A 17,838-nucleotide genomic window follows, 5' to 3' on the forward strand; every position below is an offset into this window, starting at 1 on the left:
GCCGACCTCGCTATGTTACTCGCTATGTTAATTGCGCTGTGACCCCGCGATTTCGACAAGCCCGGCCACCAGTCCGGCCGGCTACGGCGCGACGTCTGAATGTCTAGGGCGCAACCGTCAACCAATCCTTGAACCCGGACGGGTCGTGCCGGCCCAGCGCGCCATGTTCGTACAGGCCCCAGCCCTCGACCGGCTCGCCGTCGCCGTCGCGGCAGACCGCGCGGCCGACATGGTCGATCACGCCGAAGCCCGCGCGGCCGACAATCGCCGGGTCGGTCATGTCGTACGTCAGGCGCTCGGCAAACTTTTCGCCCTTCCAGGTGCCGTGTATCCAGTCGGAGTCGCCGCCGTAGCCGCCACCGACGTGAATGGGGACGGGCAGTTTGGACTCGACGTCGAAATGGACCGGGGTCCCGTCGGGGGTGGTGGCGTCGATCGTCGCGCCGGTCGGGATGCGGGTGCCGGGGCGGTAGTGGATCTTGACTCGCGGCCAGCCCAGCTGCTCGACGCGGCCGTCGCGCCAGATCCGGGTGCAGTCGTTGAGCGAGCGGAACCCGTTGGGCTCCTCCTGGATGATCAGCACGATCGCGAAGTCGTCGAACGCCATGGGTACGTACAGCCACCACATGCCCTCGAAAGGCGGGTCGGCGGGCCGTCCCGCGGGCTCGGCCTCGCCGATCGGACGAATGCCCCAGGACCGGTCGCGGCTGCCCAGCCAGGTGTTGGGGTCGACGGTGATTTCCTCGCCGTCGATGACGAGGTGTCCGCTCCAGCTGCCCAGCTGCGCAAAGCGCTGCGCGTCCAGCGTGACCCGGGTGCCCGAACGCAGGACGTGCGGCTGTTCCTGGACGACGTCGAACAGCCCCTTCCAGGTGAGATCGGCTGCAACGCCTTCGGTTTCGTCGAGCACGATCCGCAGCTTGTGCAACGGCTCGATCACCTCGACGCGGTAGCCATTGACGTGCTGGTTGAGCCGGTCGGAGTCGATGGCGTCCGAAACATGTACGGCGGTTTGGGTATCCCCGCGCCTGATGAGCAGGAATGCATCCTTGACCCCGAGGTTGGGGTAGTAGCCGATGCCGCTGATCACGAAGATGTTCCCGGTGCGGTCGTGGGCGTTGAAATAGGAGCGGTCGTAGAAGTTGCGGTCCGAGGGGCCAGGCCAGGCGATCGGCTGGGGAATCTGATGTACCGGGAACTCGTCGAGCGGTCCGAGCATTACTGGTCCTCTCCGATAAGGCCCTCGCCGATTAAACGTCGCATCAATCCGGCGTGGTAGAACAGCGATTCGACGTCGTCGGGTTTTTCGGTTTCGCCGAAGTGCACCCGCCGCGCGCCGGTGCGCATGAACACACACGCCCACATCACGCCCGAGTAGACGTAAAACCAGTGTAAGTCGCCGATTTCGATCCCGGTCAGTCGCGCGTAGGTGGCGCGCACGTCCTCCTCGCGCATCACCCCGGGCAATCCCGGCAGCGTCGCCAGGCCCGCGAGTTCTTGAAAGACCATGTGCGCGAATATCATCCATGCTACGTCGAGCTCGCGCGGCCCCAGCGTCACCATTTCCCAGTCCAGCACCGCGACGGGGCGGAAGTCGTTGTACAACACGTTGCCGACCCGGGCGTCGCCCCACAGCAGCACCGGCTCGGCGGCGGCCGCCTCGACCGGCCAGTTGGCTTTCAGCCAGTCGAAGGTCCGCTCCAGCAATGGGGATCGCCCGATGTCGGGTACCGCGAAGTCATACCAGGATCGCACCCAGTTGAAGTGCTTGCGCAGCGCCGTGTCACCGGATTGCCCCTCGGTGAGGAAGCCAAATGTGCTCTGCGCATCCGGAATCGAGTGCAGCGTGGCCAGCACGCCGACGGTGGCGTCCTGCAGTTCGCGCTGCCGCTCGGCGGGCGCGTCGGCGAACCAGTTGCCGCCGAACGTATATGGCATGACGTCGGGTGGCACCTCGCCCTCGACGTAGTCCATTACGAAGAACGGTGTGCCCAGGACGTCGCCGGTGTTCTCCAGCCAGCGCACCCGGGGCACGGGCACGTCGGTCAACTCGCCCACTTTCCGGATGACGTCGAATTGGTGGTCGAGCCGGTAGGTCGGGAAGACCTGCACGTCCTCGGCGGTGGGCGCCACCCGCGCCACCAGCCTCTGCTCGATGGGCCGCCCGTCCTGTTGCCAGCGGGTGGTCAGGATGATGGTCTCCGACGACATGCCGGTCGAGTCCACGCCGCTTTCCACGGTCACCTCGGGTTTTGCGGCGTCTGGCAGTACGGTGGAAAGCCAGCGTGACATCACCGTCGGCAGCGTCGTGACGTCGCGGCTGGATCGCTGGAGCCGTTGGACGTTGTCGACCGCCGGTTCTGTTGCCATAAGGTGCCTCCTTCATTGAGGCAATTACGATACTGTAGGTAGCGTTATGAAAGCAGACCCGTCCGGCCTTGACAAGGCCTCCGGCGCCGGCCGGCCGCGCGATCCGCGTATCGATTCGGCGATCCTATCGGCGACCGCGGAACTGCTTGTCCAAACGGGCTATTCCAACATCAGCCTTGCCGCCGTCGCGGAGCGCGCCGGAACCACCAAATCAGCGCTGTACCGGCGATGGTCGAGCAAAGCCGAACTGGTGCACGAGGCGGCCTTCCCGACGACCCCGACCGCGCTGGAGTCGCCGGCCGGGGACATCGCCGCCGACATGCGGATGATGATCGAGGCCACCCGTGATGTGTTCACCACCCCGGTGGTGCGCGCCGCGCTGCCCGGGCTGGTTGCCGACATGACGGCCGACCCAGCGCTCAACGCGCGGGTGATGTCGCGATTCGCGGACCTGTTCACCGCGGTGCGGCTGCGACTGCGTGAGGCGGTCGACCGGGGCGAGGCCCATCCCGATGTGGATCCGGATCGCTTGATCGAATTGATTGGGGGAGCGACGATGCTGCGAATGCTGCTGCGCCCGGAAGACGACCTCGACGATGCGTGGGTGGAGCAAACCACGGCCATCGTCGTGCACGGGGTGCGGCGATGACCGGCCGGCTGGCGGGCCGCGCTGCGATCGTCACCGGCGCAAGCCGCGGCCTGGGCCGGGCGATCGCGCTAGCCCTGGCGGCCGAGGGCGCCGCGGTGGCGGTCGCCGGACGCACCGAAGAGGTATGGGATGACCGGTTGCCGGGAACCATCGGCGAGACGGTCGCGGACATTGAGGCGGCGGGCGGGCGTGCGGTGGCGGTCCGGGCCGATCTGACCGACCGCGATCAGGTCGCCCGGCTGGTGGAGTCGTCGCGAGAGGCATTGGGCCCCATAGGGATTCTGGTCAACAACGCGGCCTTCACCGCACCCGGCCGGCCACCGGCGCCCGGCGCACAGCCGCGTGACGAAGCCACCAAGCCACCGGGTGCCGACGGCAAAGCGGCGAGTGCCGCTGCCAAGCCACCGGGTGCCGACGGCAAGCCGGCGAGTGCCGCCGCCAAGCCAGGCTGGCCGGGCTTCGTCAGCACGCCCCTGCACGCATATCGCCGGCATTTCGAGATCGCGGTCTTCGCGGCTTACGAGCTGATGCAGCTGGTGTGCCGCGACATGATCGAGGCGGGCGGCGGCTCGATCATCAACATCACCTCGGTCGCGTCGCGACTGCCCGGTGATGGCCCGTACGCCGACCGCAGCGGCGGGGTGTTGCCCGGGTACGGCGGATCCAAGGCCGCGCTCGAGCACCTGACCCAGTGCGCGGCATTCGATCTCACCGACCACAACATCGCGGTCAACGCGCTGTCGCCGTCGAAACCCATTCTCACGCCGGGGCTTTCCTACTATGCCCGCAACTTCGATGACACCGCGTCGGAGGACGAATTCGCCCGCGCAGCGGTGGAATTGGCTCTCGTCGATCCCGCCAACGTCACCGGACGCACCATCGGTCACCTTCAGGTGCTCGACGGCAGCTTTCGGCCCTTCGCAGTGGGCTAGGCCGACGCTCCTTCAGGCGGGTCGGGATCGCCGCGCAAGAGCTCGTCGGGGTGGTGTGCGTGATTGACGTCGGGAGGCCCGTCGCCATCGGTCCACCCGAGTCGCCCGTTGCCGTCCACCACGGTGCGCCATTCGCCCCTGCCCACCGCGCCGTGGTCGGATCCGCAGGCGAAGAACAGGTTGTCCGCGTCGGTCCGGCCACCGTCTGCCCATTCGTGTGCATGGTGGACTTCGCAGTGGTATCCGGGTTCGAGGCAATTGGGGTGGGTGCAGCCGCGGTCCCGGGCGTAGCAGATGATCCGTTGATCCGCGGTGGCGATGCGTTTCTGGCGGCCCAGATACAACGGCCGGCCGGTGTGCTCGTCGAACACGGCCAGATAATGAATCGCCTTGGCGGCCATCCGGATCAGATCCGGCATCGGCAGGCGCGAACCGCCGCCGGTGGACGCCGGTGTGGGCATCGGGGTCGACGGGTCGACCGAGGCGCGTGCGGCCCGGTCGAGTTCGGCCAGCGTGGTAGTGGCGATCACGGTGACGGGATGACCGCGGTGTACCCCGAGACCGCCTGAGGCGACGGCGATTTCGAGGCCGAGCTTGAGGGCGTCGTGGCAGCGCTGAGCCGGCGTGCGGTCATCGCGCGCCCCGGGATTGCTGTCGGGGCAATCCGGTTGATGGCGGCCGGGCCGCACCGCCGCTTCGAGCGCTTCGAAGTAGGCCCGGGCCTCGGGATCCAGCAGGCCGGTCAGCCGCGACATCCCGTCGGGCCCTTGCGGGCTCAGGTGGAGGCCGCGGCGGCGCGCTCGATCGACGTCGGTGAAGAGGCCATCGGGATTGAGATAGTCGGCAATCCGCTGGCCCAGTTTGGTGACCACGGCGGCGTCGAGTCTGGTCGCATGCCGCACCAGCGTGCGCTCGGCGTCCGCCGCGTCGGAGGGGGAGACGCAGGAGGGCAGCAGATCCACGGCCGCACAGACGGCGCGGATATGGTCCTCACCGACCGTGCCCACGGACACAGCCGCCGCCAGCGCCGGGAGCTCGGGTTCCAGTGGTGCGCCCGTCAGCGAGCGGCGCGGCCGCAGACGGGCCGCGAGCCGGAAGCGGCGCGAGACTTCCCTGGGCGTGATGCGAAGCCGCGCCCACAACATGGCGCGCACCGCGGGTGCGCACCCCGGTTCGTCCGGCGGGTCGGCGATTTCGCCGAAGACCCGGTACATCAGCCCACGGTTGATCCGGTCCTGGGCTTCCAGACGTTCGGCGACGTCGACCCGGAAGGCGTTGCCGACCGCATCCGACGAGGTCTGACGCAGGACCCGGTGGGCCGCATCGATGGCGTCGAGCGCGGAGCACATTTGCTCTCGCGCCTGTTCGGCGTTCATCGGAGGACTCACACGTCCACCGTATCGAACATACGTTCGATTCCAAGTGCAACGGCGCAGTATGTGGATGAACCACCGACTGTGCACAAGCCGGAACGCCGATCCTGGCCCTAGGGCGGTCTGACGTGCAAGTATGAGAAAAGTCAGTGCCGCAGCGGCGGCAGGCAACCAATCGAGTGGTGTGCCAATGCCTGGTATGGACAAGCCGACAGGGCGAGCGGTTGCCCTGATCGTCCTGCTGCTCGTGGTCGCGGCCGCCCTGCGCGGCTACCTCCCCGCTCGCCACGACGCCATGCGCAGCGAGTCGGGCAGCCGCGCGGCGCTGGCCTTCGTGGTCGCGGCTCTGGCCGTGACGCTTGCGCTGATCGCGGTGGCCGTGATCGCGCGGTTGCGAGACCCCCGCGCCCCCGCGCCGAGTGCCGCAGGATTGTCCGACATGCTCGGCACCGGCAAGGGTCGACCGAACTGGCGCGTGTTGCTGATCGGGCTCGGCGTGATCGTCGCCTGGCTGCTGATCATGCTGCTGCTGGCCCGGTTCTTGCCCCACGGCGTCGCGCCCGCCCCGCCCGATAGCGGCAGCGTGGCGCCGTCGACGCATCCGCCCGCTCCGGCGTCGCAGCAGCATCCGCACCGTCCTCGCGTCGGCTCGCAGAACATGCTGGGGATCCTGCTTGCCTGCACGGTCGCCATGGTGGTGATGTTGGTCGTCGGGACGGTCGCCACGGCGCGGCGGCGCTGGCGTCCGCCGGCTCGCGCCGTCACCGACGAGCCGGCGGAATCCCCGGCGCCGGCGCCGCGCTCGGAATCACTGGCGCGGGCGGCCGAACGTGGACTGGCGGAGATGACCGACCTCAGCCGCGAGCCGCGAGAGGCGATCATCGCCTGCTATGCCGCGATGGAACGTGAACTCGCGCGTGTTCCCGGCGCCGTTCCCCAGGAATTCGACACCCCGACCGAGGTTCTCGCCCGCGCGGTCGAGCACCACGCCCTGCACGCCGACAACGCCGTCCAATTGGTGAACCTGTTCGCCGAGGCGCGGTTTAGCCCCCACGTGATGAACGAGGGTCACCGCGACATGGCGGTGCGCGTCCTTCGGGTGGTCCTCGACGAACTGGGTTCGCGGAGTTCCGTATGAAAAAGACGGCGAGCCTGGGCATTTGCCTCATCATCGGCATAGAGCTGCTGGCGCTGAGCCAGCATGATCGACGGTGGGTGTTGGCGGCCTCCGGTGTTGGGCTGGCTCTCGTATTGCTCAGCCTTCGCCATGCCCTGGCGCGCGGGCTCGATGCCGATGGGGAGCCGACCGCCGATGAGCTCGGGGATTCGTTGCGCCGCTGGCTTTCCACCACCGAGACGACCATCCGGTGGTCGGAGTCCACCCGGGCCGACTGGGACCGGCACCTGCGCCCGATGCTCGCGCGCCGGTACGAGATGACAACTGGCCAAAGGCAATCCAAGGACCCCGCGGCTTTCCACGCAACCGGGCGCATGCTCTTCGGCGTGGAACTGTGGGAATGGGTCAATCCCAACAACGTGATACGCAGCAGCGGCCACCAACCCGGGCCGGGCCGGGCGGCGCTGCAGGAGATTCTGCAAAAGCTCGAGCAGATATGACAGGAGGCGCGATCCGAACATGACGCTGCCGGCCGCGACCACGACCGCCCACTGCGAGGCGATCCTCGACGAAATAGAACGCGTGGTGGTGGGAAAACGCTCCGCGCTTCGGCTTATCCTCACCACGGTCCTCGCGCGCGGTCACATCCTCATCGAGGACCTGCCGGGTCTGGGCAAGACACTGATTGCGAGATCCTTCGCCGCCGCGCTGGGGCTGCAATTCACCCGGGTGCAGTTCACGCCCGACCTGTTGCCCGCGGACCTGCTCGGCTCGACGATCTACGACATGCAGTCCGGCCGCTTCGCGTTCCGGCCAGGCCCCATCTTCACCAACTTGTTGCTGGCCGACGAGATCAATCGCACGCCGCCGAAAACCCAAGCGGCGCTGCTGGAGGCGATGGCCGAGGGCCAAGTCAGCATCGACGGGGAAACACACCAGCTGCCAAAGCCTTTCATCGTGCTGGCCACCGACAACCCGATCGAGTACGAGGGCACCTATCCGCTGCCCGAGGCGCAACTCGACCGGTTCGCGATCAGGCTGGAATTGCGGTATCTCAACGAACGAGACGAGACCTCGATGTTGCGCCGCCGCCTCGAACGCGGTTCGGCCGAACCGACGGTCAACCAGGTGGTGGATGCGCACGACCTACTCGCCATGCGTGAATCCGTCGAGCAGGTGACCGTGCACGAAGACGTCTTGCACTACGTCGTTTCCCTGGCCAACGCCACGCGGCACCATCCGCAGGTCGCGGTGGGCGCCAGCCCGCGTGCCGAACTGGACTTGGTGCAGCTGGCCCGCGCCCGCGCACTGCTGCTCGGCCGCGACTACGTCATCCCCGAGGACGTGAAGGCGCTCGCAATCGCGGCGGTCTCACACCGCATCACCCTGCGCCCGGAAATGTGGGTGCGGAAGATCCAGGGCGCCGATGTCATCGGAGAGTTGTTGCACCGCTTACCGGTGCCCCGAACCGGCGCCAGTGCCGGAGAGACGGGATGATCCCGACGTGACGTTCAGTGGTGCGGTCGAGTTCCGCTGGCGTGCATCGGAATTGACACGAGCCATCGCCACCTGCGCAGGTTTTGCGCTGGCCGCCGCCGTGATAGGCGCCCAGTGGCAGCTGATCGCGTTCGCGGCGCCCCTGCTCGGCGTGCTGTGCTCGATCAGCTGGCAGCGGCCGGTCCCGACGATCCACGTGCACGGCGAGCCCGCCGCCCAGCGTTGCTTCGAAAACGAGCAGGCGCACATCAGGGTGTGGGTGACGCAGGAAGACGGGACGTCGGCCGTAGAGGTCACGGTTCCCGACATTGCGGGCATGGAACTCGGGATCGCCGAATCCGATGCGGGGCAGGCGAAAACGGTCACGGCCACCGCGCAGCGCTGGGGCCGGTATTCCATCGAGGCCCGCATCGACGTCGTCGCCCGCGGTGGGCTGCTCAGCGGAACGGCCACCGCCGGGGCCGCCGAGGTCTTTGTGTTTCCGTTGACGCCGCCGCAGCAGACGCCCATCCCGCAGACCGAGTTGCTCGACCGGTTGGGCACGCACCTGACCCGCCACATCGGTCCGGGCGTGGAATACGCCGACATTCGCCCCTATGTGCCTGGCGACCAACTGCGCGCGGTGAATTGGCCGGTGAGTGCGCGCCGCGGCCAACTGCACGTGACGCAGCGATTGACCGATCGCGCCGCCGATGTGGTGGTGCTGATCGACGGGTACCGGCAGCCCGCGGGTCCGGCGACCGAGGCCACCGAACGCGTCGTCCGCGGCGCCGCGCAAGTGGTGCAAACCGCGTTGCGCCACGGTGACCGGGCCGGCATCGTCGCTCTCGGGGGCAACCACCCGCGCTGGCTGGGCGCCGACATCGGGCAGCGCCAGTTCTATCGGGTGCTCGACACGGTCCTTGATGCCGGTGACCGATTCGAAAGCACAACGGGCACGCTGGCGCCGCGCGCGGCTGTTCCCGCCGGGGCGATCGTCATCGCGTTCTCCACCCTGCTTGACACCGAATTCGCCTTGGCCCTCATCAATTTGCGCAAACGCGGCCATGTCGTGCTGGCCGTCGACATTCTCGACAGCTCGCCGTTCGAAGACGAACAGGATCCCCTGGTGGACCGGATGTGGGCGCTGCAGCGCTCGGCGATGTATCGAGACATGGCCACCACCGGTGTGGACATCGTGTCGTGGCCGGGCGACAGCGGTTTGGAGCAGTCGATGGGTGTGCTGCCGGATCGGCGCCGCCGGGTGCGGGGGAGGTTGCGTGGCTGACGGCGATGCGGGAGCGCTGGCGCGGGTCTGGGCACCCGCGTTCGCGACGGGTTTCGGCCTGCTCATGGTGGGGCTGGCCGCCGATGGCGGGGACGGCTCCGCGGTCGCCGCGTGGGTGCCGGCGCTGATCGCGGTCGCCGTCGGCACTGTGTTCCGTCGCGCCGCAACGCTTGCCGTGCTGCTTGCTTCGGTCATCGTCGTGCTGTCAAACCCGCCGCTGTTGTTCGTCGCGCTGTCCGGTTTGTGCGCGGCCGCCTACCTGGTATGCCGCCATGCGGTCGGCGCGTCCGCCCCGGTGGTGCTGGACAGCTGGCCGACCGCGGTTGGCGCCGTTGGGTTTACGTTTGCCGGACTGGTTGCGACGTCGTTTCCCCTGCAGCTGCCGTGGTTGCCGTTGGTCGCCCCGCTCGGGGCGTTGCTGATCTACCTGCTGGCCATCCGGCCGTTCATGAGCTGACCGCTGATCCGGGGGCCGCAGTCAGTGCAGCAGCTGGGCGGCCTGGTCGGCCAGATCGAGCAGCGGCTGCGGGAAGATGCCCAACACGACGGTGACCGCGGCGCAGACCGCGATCGCGGCCTTGCTCAAAATTCCCGGGGCCACGACGTGCGGGGTGTCCTCGGTCGCTTCGGTGAAGAACATCGACACGATCACCCGCACGTAGAAGTAGGCGGCGATCCCGCTGGCGACCACACCGACGATCACCAGGGGCGCGGCGCCGCCCTGGGCGGCGGCCTTGAACACCGCGAGCTTGCTGATGAATCCACTGGTCAGGGGGATGCCGGCGAAGGCCAACAAGAACATCGAAAACATCACGCCCACAATGGGTGAGCGCTGTCCGAGCCCCGCCCAGCGCGAGAGCGTAGCGTCCTCGACCCCGTCGGCGTCGCGGATCAGGCCGACGATGGCGAACGCGCCGACGGTGCTGAAGCTGTAGGCCAACAGATAGAACAGCGTGGCGGACAGGCCCGTGTGGTTGTCCGCGATGACCCCGGTGAGGATGAACCCGACATGGGCGACCGACGAGTACGCCAGCATGCGTTTGACGTCGGTCTGGTTCACCGCGGTGATGGTGCCAACCGCCATAGTCAGGATGGAGATGGTCCACAGCACCGGGCGCCATTGATCGTGCAGCGGCGGCAGCGCCACGTAGATAACCCGAAGCAGCGCACCGAAAGCCGCGACCTTGGTGGCCGCCGCCATGAACCCGGTGATCGGGGTGGGTGCGCCCTGGTACACGTCGGGAATCCACGAGTGGAACGGGACGGCTCCGACCTTGAACAGCAGGCCGACCGACAGCAGCGCGACGCCCACCAGCGCCATCGAGGTGTCGCCGCGCGCGGCGAGCGCGTCGCGGATGCCGGTCAGCAGCAGCGTGCCGGTCGCGCCGTAGAGCAGCGCGACGCCGTAGAGGAAGAATGCCGACGAAAACGCGCCCAGCAGAAAGTACTTCATCGCCGCTTCCTGGGACAGCAGCCGGCGATGACGGGCCAGGCCGCACATCAGGTACAGCGGCAGGGACAGCACTTCCAGCGCGACGAACATGGTCAGCAGGTCGTTGGAGGCGGGAAAGACCATCATGCCGCCGACCGACAGCAGCGCCAGCGGGAACAGCTCCGTCTGGGCGGCGCCGGCCCGCTCCGCCTCCCGCTCGGCATCGCTATCGGGCACCGCCGATGCCTGCGGGGTAAAGGAATCCAGGCCGCCCGCGCCGGCCGCACCGACCCCCACCGAGACCTTGCTGTCCGCCTTGGCTTGTGTGCGTTCGGCGATGAAGATGACCGCCATCACCGCGACCAGCAACACGGTGCCCTGCAGGTACAGCGTCGGCCGGTCGATCGCCATCGCACCCAAAACCGCGGCGCGCCCGGAGCTTTGAATCGAGCGGCTCACGGCGATGACCGCGACGAACGCCGCGATCAAACCGCCAAGGGCGAGCGTGACCTGTGCGGTGTAGCGAATTCGCCGGGGCAGGAACGCCTCTGCGAGGACACCCACCACGGCGACGCCGAACACGATGAGTGTCGGGCACAGCAGGAAATACTGGATGCTTGGGGTGGGGAGGGTCATCATGGCCGTCCTTCGGCTATCCGGGGGGTGCCCACGGGCACGCTCGGCGCGGGGTCGTGCTGGCCGATGGTGGTCATGGTGTTCTCGACGGCGGGATTGATGATGTCGAGCACGGGCTTCGGGTAGATGCCGAGCACGAGCAGCAGCACGATCAACGGTGCGACGACTATTAATTCGCGCGCCCGCAGATCGCCGATCTTCTCGTTGCCGCTGGCCACCGGCCCGGTCATCACCCGCTGGTAGAGCCACAACATGTAGACGGCCGAGAGCACCAGCGCGGTGACCCCGAATCCGGCGGCCAGCCAGTACCGGTTGAAAGTTCCCAGCAGGACCAGGAATTCGCTGATGAACGGCGCCAGGCCGGGCAGCGACAGCGTGGCCATGGCTGAGACGAGGAACGTGCCGGCCAGGACGGGCGCCACCTTCTGCACGCCACCGTAGTCGGCGATCGCCCGGCTACCGTGCCGCGATATCAGGAATCCGGCGATCAGGAAGACCGCGGCCGTGGACAGCCCGTGGTTGAGCATGTAGAGCGTCGACCCGCTCTGCCCCTGGCTGGTCATCACGAATATGCCCAGGATGATGAATCCGAAGTGCGAGATCGAGGTATAGGCGATCAGCCGCATGATGTCGGTCTGGCCGATGGCGACAATCGCGCCGTAGATCACCCCGATGACCGCCAGCACGACGATCAGGGGGCGGAAATACGTTGAGGCGCCGGGGAACAGCTGCAGGCAGTAACGCAGCATGCCGAAGGTGCCGACCTTGTCCATCACCGCCATCATCAGCACTGCGGTGGCAGGGGTGGCCTCGACCGCGGCGTCGGGCAGCCAGCGGTGGAACGGCCACAGCGGGGCCTTGATCGCGAAGGCGAACATGAAGCCCAGGAACAGCGCCTTGAACACCGCGGAATCCGCGCCGTAACGGCCGGAGACGACGCCCGCCACGATCTCGCGGAAGTCGAAGGTGCCCGAACCGTGTTGCGAGGTCACCACATACAGCCCGATCACCGCGGCCAGCATGATCAGCCCGCCGAACAGGTTGTACAGCAGGAACTTCACGGCTGCGCGCGACCTGCCGGGCCCGCCGCCGAAACCCCCGATCAGGAAGTACATCGGGATTAGCATGGCCTCGAAAAAGACATAGAACAGCAACACATCCAGCGCGACCACCGAGACCAGCACCATCGACTCGATGGCCAGCGTCAGGGCGACGTAGGCGTGCACGCCGCGGCTGCGTTCGCCCCCATCGTTCCAGCCGGCCACCTGCAGCACTGGAATCAGCACCGCGGTCAGTAGCACCAGCACCACCGCGATGCCGTCCACGCCCAGGGTGTAGCCGGCGCCGAACGCCGGGATCCATTGGTGGCGTTCGACGAATTGGTAAGGTGCGCCGCCGGTCTTGAACCCGACGGTGACGACGACGGCCACCGCCAGGGTCAGTACGCCGAAGACCAGACCGGTCCACTTGGCGAGCTGTCGAAGCCCGGGCGGCATCAGAATGATCAGCACGGAGCCGGCCAGCGGCACCAGCCACAGGATGCTCAGCCACGGAACGGTGTTCATCGGCGCCACTCCTCCTCATCGCTTCGCTCTGCATCGTCGCCGGCGCGGTTCATCGGCGCCACTCCTCCTCATCGCTCCGCTCTGCATCGTCGCCGGCGCGGTTCATCGGCGCCACTCCTCCTCATCGCTCCGTCCCCCGCAAGCGGGTGGTGCCCCCACTGCATCGTCGCCGGCGCGGTTCACCACAGTTTCACCGCCAGGATCAGCGCGACCACCAGCACCGCGCCCGTCAGCATTGACAATGCGTAGTTGCGGGCGAAGCCGGTTTGCAGCCCCCGCAGTCGATTTGACGTCGAACTCACCAGTGCCGCCAGCGCGTTGACCGAGCCGTCGACACCCGCGTTGTCGACGTCGACGAGCGCGTGAGTCAGTTGCGCGCCGGGGCGCATGAACACCTCTTCGTTGAAGGCATCGCCGTAGAGGTCCTTGCGCACCGCCGTCGTCAACGCCGACACGGACAGCGGCGCCACCCGCGGGATCGGTGTCTTCGCGTACAACCGGTAGGCCACCGCGATGCCGATCACGACGACACCCAGCGCCAGCGCGGAGCTGACCCAGACCGGGTACGCGTGGGTGACCTCTTCGTGCTTACCGACGACCGGTTCGAGCCAGCGCTGCAGGGTGCCGCCCACCGCCAGCAGGCCACCGGAGAACACCGAGCCGACGGCCAGCAGGATCATCGGCCACGTCATCAGCGCGGGTGCCTCGTGCGGGTGGGCGCTGGGCGCCCAGCGCTTCTTGCCGAAGAACGTCATCAGCATCACACGTGTCATGTAGAACGCGGTGACGCCGGCACCCAGCAGCGCGGCGCCACCCAGCAGGTAACCCTGGATGCCACCCGAGGCCAGCGCGGCCTCGATGATGGCGTCCTTGGAGAAGTAGCCCGCGAAGGGCGGCACGCCGATGATCGCCAGGTATCCCAGGCCGAAGGTGACGAACGTGATGGGCAGCGCCGCGCGCAGGCCGCCGTAGCGGCGCATGTCCTGCTCTTCGTGCATCGCGTGAATCACCGCGCCGGAGCCGAGGAACAGCCCGGCCTTGAAGAAGCCGTGGGTGAGCAGGTGCATGATCGCGAACGCGTAGCCGGCCGGGCCGAGGCCGGCGGCCAGCACCATGTAGCCGATCTGGCTCATCGTCGATGCGGCCAGCGCCCGCTTGATGTCGTCCTTGGCGCAGCCGATGAACGCTCCGAGCAGCAGCGTGACCGCACCCACGACGACCACGGCCAGTCGCGCATCGGCGGACAGGTTGTACAGCGGGTTGGACCGCACGATCAGATACACCCCGGCGGTCACCATGGTGGCGGCGTGGATCAGCGCGGACACCGGGGTGGGGCCCTCCATGGCGTCACCCAGCCAGGCCTGCAGCGGGACTTGTGCGGACTTGGCGCAGGCGCCCAGCAGCAGCAGCAATCCCATCGCGGTCAGCGCGCCGTGACCGGCCGCGGGCGCACCGGCGAAGACCCCGGCATAGGACAGGGTGCCGAAAGTGCTGAACATCAAGAACATTCCCAGGGCCAACCCTGCGTCGCCGACCCGGTTCATCACGAACGCCTTCTTGGCCGCGGTGGCCGCCGTCGGCTTGTGGTACCAGAATCCGATCAGCAGGTAGGACGCCAGGCCCACGCCTTCCCAGCCGACGTAGAGCACCACGTAGTTGTCGGCGACGACCAGCAGCAGCATCGAGGCCAGAAACAGGTTGAGGTAGCCGAAAAACCTTCGGCGGTCCGGGTCTTCGGCCATGTAGGCGACCGAATAGATGTGGATCAGCGACCCGACCCCGGTGATCAGGAGCACGAAACACACCGACAGCTGGTCGATCTGTAGCCCGAGATCCACCTGGAGCTGGCCGACGGGGATCCAGCTGAACACCTTCTGATGGATGACGCGGTCGTCGGCGGCGCGGCTCAGCAGCTCGTTGAGCAGGCTCAGGCCCACCCCGAACGCCGCGAGGGCGGTTGCGCAGCCCAGCCAATGCCCCCACCGGTCGGTGCGTCGGCCGCCGAACAGCAGGACTGCGGCGCCCGCCAATGGCAGCGCCACCAGCAGCGGAGTGTATTGAGTCATGTTGGCGTCGTCAGCCCTTGAGTAGATTCGCGTCGTCGACGGACGCCGATTTACGGGTACGGAAGATGGTCATGATGATGGCCAGGCCGATGACCACCTCGCAGGCGGCGACCACCATCGTGAAGAACGCGATCATCTGCCCGTCCAGGTGGCCGTGCATCCGCGCGAACGTGACGAACGCCAGGTTGACCGCGTTGAGCATCAGCTCGACGCACATGAACATCACGATGGCGTTGCGGCGCAACAACACACCGGAGGCCCCGATGGTGAACAGCAGCGCCGAAAGGTACAGGTAATTGGCCGGATTCACGACGTACCGCCTTGGGAGAGACTCGGGCTCGGCTCGGGGGACGGGGTCTTCTTGCCGTCGGCGCCGCGGCTTTGCAGCATCGGCGACACCGAAAGCTTCGAGTACGAACCGTCCGGCAGCAGCGCGGCCACGTCGACGGCGTTGTGGCGCGCGTAGACGCCGGGGCTGGGCATCGGGGTCGGGTGCCCGCCCGCCCGGAACCGCTCCTGGGAGAGCTCGCGCTGCGTCTTGCGGCGCTCGAACCGCTCGCGGTGCGCCAGCACCATCGCGCCGACGGCCGCGGTGATCAGCAGCGCGCTGGTCAGCTCGAACGCCCACAGATAACGCGAAAAGATCAGCGCCGCAAGCCCTTCCACATTGCCGTTGGCGTTCGCGGTGGTCAGGCCGGCGAAGCCGCCGGTGCTCAGGTTGCCGATGGCGGCGATCAGCAGGATGCCGAACCCGATACCGGCCGTCACCCCGGCGATGCGCTGGCCGCGCAGCGTCTCCTTGAGCGATTCCGCCGAGTCCACACCGATGAGCATCAGCACGAACAAGAACAGCATCATCACCGCGCCGGTGTAGACCACGACCTGCACCACGCCCAAGAACAGCGCGTCCTGGATCATGTAGAAGACCGCCAGGATGATCATGGTCATCGCCAAGAACATCGCCGAGTACACGGCGTTCACGGCGGTTACCACCCCGATCGCGCCGATCACGGCCACGACGCCCAGCACCCAGAAGGCGACCGCTTCGCCGGTGGAGGTGCGGACGATGGTGTCCTGAGTGAAACTGGACGCCACGGCAATGGCGTGGCCGGTCAACCCAATCACCGGGAATCTCCGGCCTGCTGAATTTCCCGCAACCCGTGTGCGGTCACGTTGCCCTGGTAGTAATCCTTGTCGGTGGCGCCGGCGGTCCTGGGGTGCGGCGGCGCGAGCATGTCTTGCAATAGCGGCGCCAGCAGCCGGTCCTTCTCGTAGATCAGGTCGGCACGGTTGTCGTCGGCCATCTCGTAGTCATTGGTCATGGTCAGCGCGCGGGTCGGGCAGGCCTCGATGCACAGGCCGCAGCCGATGCACCGCAGGTAGTTGATCTGGTAGACCCGGCCGTAGCGTTCCCCGGGCGAATACCTGAGCTCCTCGGTGTTGTCCGCGCCCTCGACGTAGATCGCGTCGGCCGGGCACGCCCACGCGCATAACTCGCAGCCGATGCATTTCTCCAGACCGTCCGGATAGCGGTTGAGTTGATGACGGCCGTGGTAGCGCGGCATGACGGGGCCCGGCTTTTCCGGATACTCCTCGGTGACGTTCTTTTTGAACATCGATCCGAATGTCACGCCGAATCCGGCTATGGCGTCCAAGAATTTAGCCACGTGCTTTCTCCTTGCTCGCGGCCGCCAGCGATTTCTGGGATGCCGCTGGCAGCGGCGGTGTCGGGAATACCGGAGTGGAGCCTGGTGCGGCCGGAAGCTTCTTCGCCTCGCGGCGCAGCTGTTTCTCCAGCGCGCGAATACCCGGCGCGCTAAACGGCTTTCGCAACAAAAGTACGATCGCCGTGGCGAATACGACGCTGCTGACCACCAGAATCGGGGTCCAGTACTGATAGCCCTGGTTGCGCAGCGTGCGAATCACGGCGGCGATCAGCACCCAGACCAGCGACGCCGGGATCAGCAGCTTCCAGCCCAGCCCCATGAACTGGTCGTAGCGCAGCCGGGGCAGCGAGGCCCGCAACCAGAAGTAGATGAACAGGAAGGTCCACATCTTCGCGGTGAACCACAGCACCGGCCACCAGCCGGTGTTGGCGCCGGCCCACATGTTCAGTGGCCACGGCGCGTGCCAGCCACCGAAGAACAGGACGGTGGCCAGCGACGAAACCGTCATCATGTTGACGTACTCGGCCAGCATGAACATCGCGAACTTCAGCGACGAGTACTCGGTGTGGAACCCCGCGACCAGCTCACCCTCGGCCTCGGGCAAATCGAAAGGTGCCCGGTTGGTTTCGCCGACCATCGAGATGAGGTAGATCACGAACGACGGCAGCAGCAGGAACACGTACCAGACCCGGTCCTGCGCGGCGACGATCTGCGACGTCGACATCGACCCCGCGTAGAGGAAGACCGCCGCGAACGACAACCCCATCGCCACCTCGTAGGAGATGACCTGGGCGGTGGAGCGCACCCCGCCCAGCAGCGGATAGGTGGACCCGGAAGCCCAGCCGCCCAGCACGATTCCGTACACGCCGATCGCCGACAGCCCCAGGATGAAAAGCACCGCGACCGGCAGGTCGGTCAGCTGCAGCGGTGTGCGGTGGCCGAACACCGACACCACCGGACCGAACGGGATGAACGCGAAGGCGGTGAACGCGGGGATCGTGGAGATGACCGGCGCGGCGAAGTAGACGAACTTGTCGACCCCGCCCGGGGTGATGGTTTCCTTGAGCGCCAACTTGATTCCGTCGGCCAGGCTCTGCAGGACGCCCCACGGCCCGGCGCGGTTGGGCCCGGGCCGCAGCTGCATCCAGCCGAGGATCTTGCGTTCGAGCAGAATGGCCACCAGCACGTTCAACATGAGGAATACGAAGATCGCCAGCGCCTTGCCCAGCACCAGCCACCATGTGTCGTGCCCGAATGCGGTCAGCGA

At 67.2% G+C, this 17,838-nt stretch carries 17 protein-coding genes and 1 pseudogene; 7 read left to right on the plus strand and 11 right to left on the minus strand.

Going from position 1 to position 17,838, the window contains the following annotated elements; all coding sequences use genetic code 11:
• Window positions 1-103 precede the first annotated feature (103 nt).
• Both G6N50_RS27645 and G6N50_RS27650 read right to left on the minus strand, forming a co-directional pair.
• Window positions 104-1,219, minus strand: a complete 1,116-nt coding sequence (locus G6N50_RS27645; RefSeq protein ID WP_083093033.1) for a hypothetical protein — start codon at window positions 1,217-1,219, stop codon at window positions 104-106.
• Complete coding sequence (locus G6N50_RS27650; protein WP_083093029.1) at window positions 1,219-2,370, minus strand: phosphotransferase family protein; 1,152 nt, start codon at window positions 2,368-2,370, stop codon at window positions 1,219-1,221. The genes G6N50_RS27645 and G6N50_RS27650 overlap by 1 nt, the downstream gene beginning before the upstream one ends.
• A 46-nt stretch (window positions 2,371-2,416) precedes the next feature.
• On the opposite strand from G6N50_RS27650, the gene G6N50_RS27655 reads away from it, so the two are divergent.
• Both G6N50_RS27655 and G6N50_RS27660 read left to right on the plus strand, forming a co-directional pair.
• Window positions 2,417-3,019 carry a TetR/AcrR family transcriptional regulator gene (locus G6N50_RS27655; protein ID WP_083093027.1) on the plus strand — a complete coding sequence of 201 codons (603 nt, stop codon included), beginning with the start codon at window positions 2,417-2,419 and terminating at the stop codon, window positions 3,017-3,019.
• A complete protein-coding gene (locus tag G6N50_RS27660; RefSeq protein ID WP_083093025.1) occupies window positions 3,016-3,951 on the plus strand; it encodes an SDR family NAD(P)-dependent oxidoreductase in 936 nt (311 codons plus the stop codon). Before G6N50_RS27655 ends, G6N50_RS27660 begins: the two co-directional genes overlap by 4 nt.
• Here G6N50_RS27660 and G6N50_RS27665 read toward each other — a convergent pair.
• A complete protein-coding gene (locus tag G6N50_RS27665) occupies window positions 3,948-5,327 on the minus strand; it encodes an HNH endonuclease signature motif containing protein (protein WP_083093024.1) in 1,380 nt (459 codons plus the stop codon). The genes G6N50_RS27660 and G6N50_RS27665 overlap by 4 nt on opposite strands.
• 196 nt (window positions 5,328-5,523) lie before the next feature.
• Here G6N50_RS27665 and G6N50_RS27670 point away from each other — a divergent pair, with 196 nt between their 5' ends.
• The 5 genes from G6N50_RS27670 to G6N50_RS27690 all read left to right on the plus strand — a co-directional run bounded on the left by G6N50_RS27670 (window position 5,524) and on the right by G6N50_RS27690 (window position 9,662).
• Window positions 5,524-6,462: a DUF4129 domain-containing protein gene (locus G6N50_RS27670; protein ID WP_163650912.1), complete on the plus strand. Its 939-nt coding sequence runs from the start codon at window positions 5,524-5,526 to the stop codon at window positions 6,460-6,462.
• Window positions 6,459-6,941 (plus strand): hypothetical protein, encoded by a 483-nt coding sequence (locus tag G6N50_RS27675; RefSeq protein ID WP_083093020.1) that lies wholly within the window; start codon window positions 6,459-6,461, stop codon window positions 6,939-6,941. The genes G6N50_RS27670 and G6N50_RS27675 overlap by 4 nt, the downstream gene beginning before the upstream one ends.
• Before the next feature lie 19 nt (window positions 6,942-6,960).
• Entirely contained in the window at window positions 6,961-7,938 is a 978-nt protein-coding gene (locus tag G6N50_RS27680) for an AAA family ATPase (protein ID WP_083093018.1), read from the plus strand.
• 7 nt (window positions 7,939-7,945) lie between these two features.
• Window positions 7,946-9,205: a DUF58 domain-containing protein gene (locus G6N50_RS27685; RefSeq protein WP_083093131.1), complete on the plus strand. Its 1,260-nt coding sequence runs from the start codon at window positions 7,946-7,948 to the stop codon at window positions 9,203-9,205.
• A 64-nt stretch (window positions 9,206-9,269) separates the two neighbouring features.
• On the plus strand, window positions 9,270-9,662 hold the full coding sequence (locus tag G6N50_RS27690; RefSeq protein ID WP_232069023.1) for a hypothetical protein: 393 nt from the start codon (window positions 9,270-9,272) through the stop codon (window positions 9,660-9,662).
• Window positions 9,663-9,683: 21 nt separating this feature from the next.
• Here G6N50_RS27690 and nuoN read toward each other — a convergent pair whose 3' ends face one another.
• From nuoN to nuoH, 8 genes and pseudogenes are all read right to left on the minus strand, one after another.
• Window positions 9,684-11,273, minus strand: a complete 1,590-nt coding sequence (gene nuoN / locus G6N50_RS27695) for an NADH-quinone oxidoreductase subunit NuoN (protein ID WP_083093014.1) — start codon at window positions 11,271-11,273, stop codon at window positions 9,684-9,686.
• Entirely contained in the window at window positions 11,273-12,838 is a 1,566-nt protein-coding gene (locus G6N50_RS27700) for an NADH-quinone oxidoreductase subunit M (RefSeq protein WP_083093012.1), read from the minus strand. The genes nuoN and G6N50_RS27700 overlap by 1 nt, the downstream gene beginning before the upstream one ends.
• 102 nt (window positions 12,839-12,940) lie before the next feature.
• Window positions 12,941-13,018, minus strand: a pseudogene (locus tag G6N50_RS29635) (16S rRNA (guanine(966)-N(2))-methyltransferase RsmD); the annotation flags it as partial.
• Window positions 13,018-14,904, minus strand: a complete 1,887-nt coding sequence (gene nuoL / locus G6N50_RS27705; RefSeq protein WP_083093011.1) for an NADH-quinone oxidoreductase subunit L — start codon at window positions 14,902-14,904, stop codon at window positions 13,018-13,020. The gene nuoL and the pseudogene G6N50_RS29635, both read right to left, overlap by 1 nt.
• 10 nt (window positions 14,905-14,914) lie before the next feature.
• Window positions 14,915-15,214, minus strand: a complete 300-nt coding sequence (gene nuoK / locus G6N50_RS27710) for an NADH-quinone oxidoreductase subunit NuoK (RefSeq protein ID WP_007772892.1) — start codon at window positions 15,212-15,214, stop codon at window positions 14,915-14,917.
• Window positions 15,211-15,999, minus strand: coding sequence for an NADH-quinone oxidoreductase subunit J (locus tag G6N50_RS27715; RefSeq protein WP_179970196.1), 789 nt, complete (start codon window positions 15,997-15,999; stop codon window positions 15,211-15,213). Before G6N50_RS27715 ends, nuoK begins: the two co-directional genes overlap by 4 nt.
• 26 nt (window positions 16,000-16,025) lie before the next feature.
• Window positions 16,026-16,571 carry an NADH-quinone oxidoreductase subunit NuoI gene (nuoI, locus tag G6N50_RS27720; protein WP_083093009.1) on the minus strand — a complete coding sequence of 182 codons (546 nt, stop codon included), beginning with the start codon at window positions 16,569-16,571 and terminating at the stop codon, window positions 16,026-16,028.
• Window positions 16,564-17,835 (minus strand): NADH-quinone oxidoreductase subunit NuoH, encoded by a 1,272-nt coding sequence (gene nuoH / locus G6N50_RS27725; RefSeq protein ID WP_163651023.1) that lies wholly within the window; start codon window positions 17,833-17,835, stop codon window positions 16,564-16,566. Before nuoH ends, nuoI begins: the two co-directional genes overlap by 8 nt.
• Between the last annotated feature and the right edge of the window lie 3 nt (window positions 17,836-17,838).

The organism is Mycobacterium mantenii (assembly GCF_010731775.1).
GTDB classification, from domain to species: domain Bacteria; phylum Actinomycetota; class Actinomycetes; order Mycobacteriales; family Mycobacteriaceae; genus Mycobacterium; species Mycobacterium mantenii.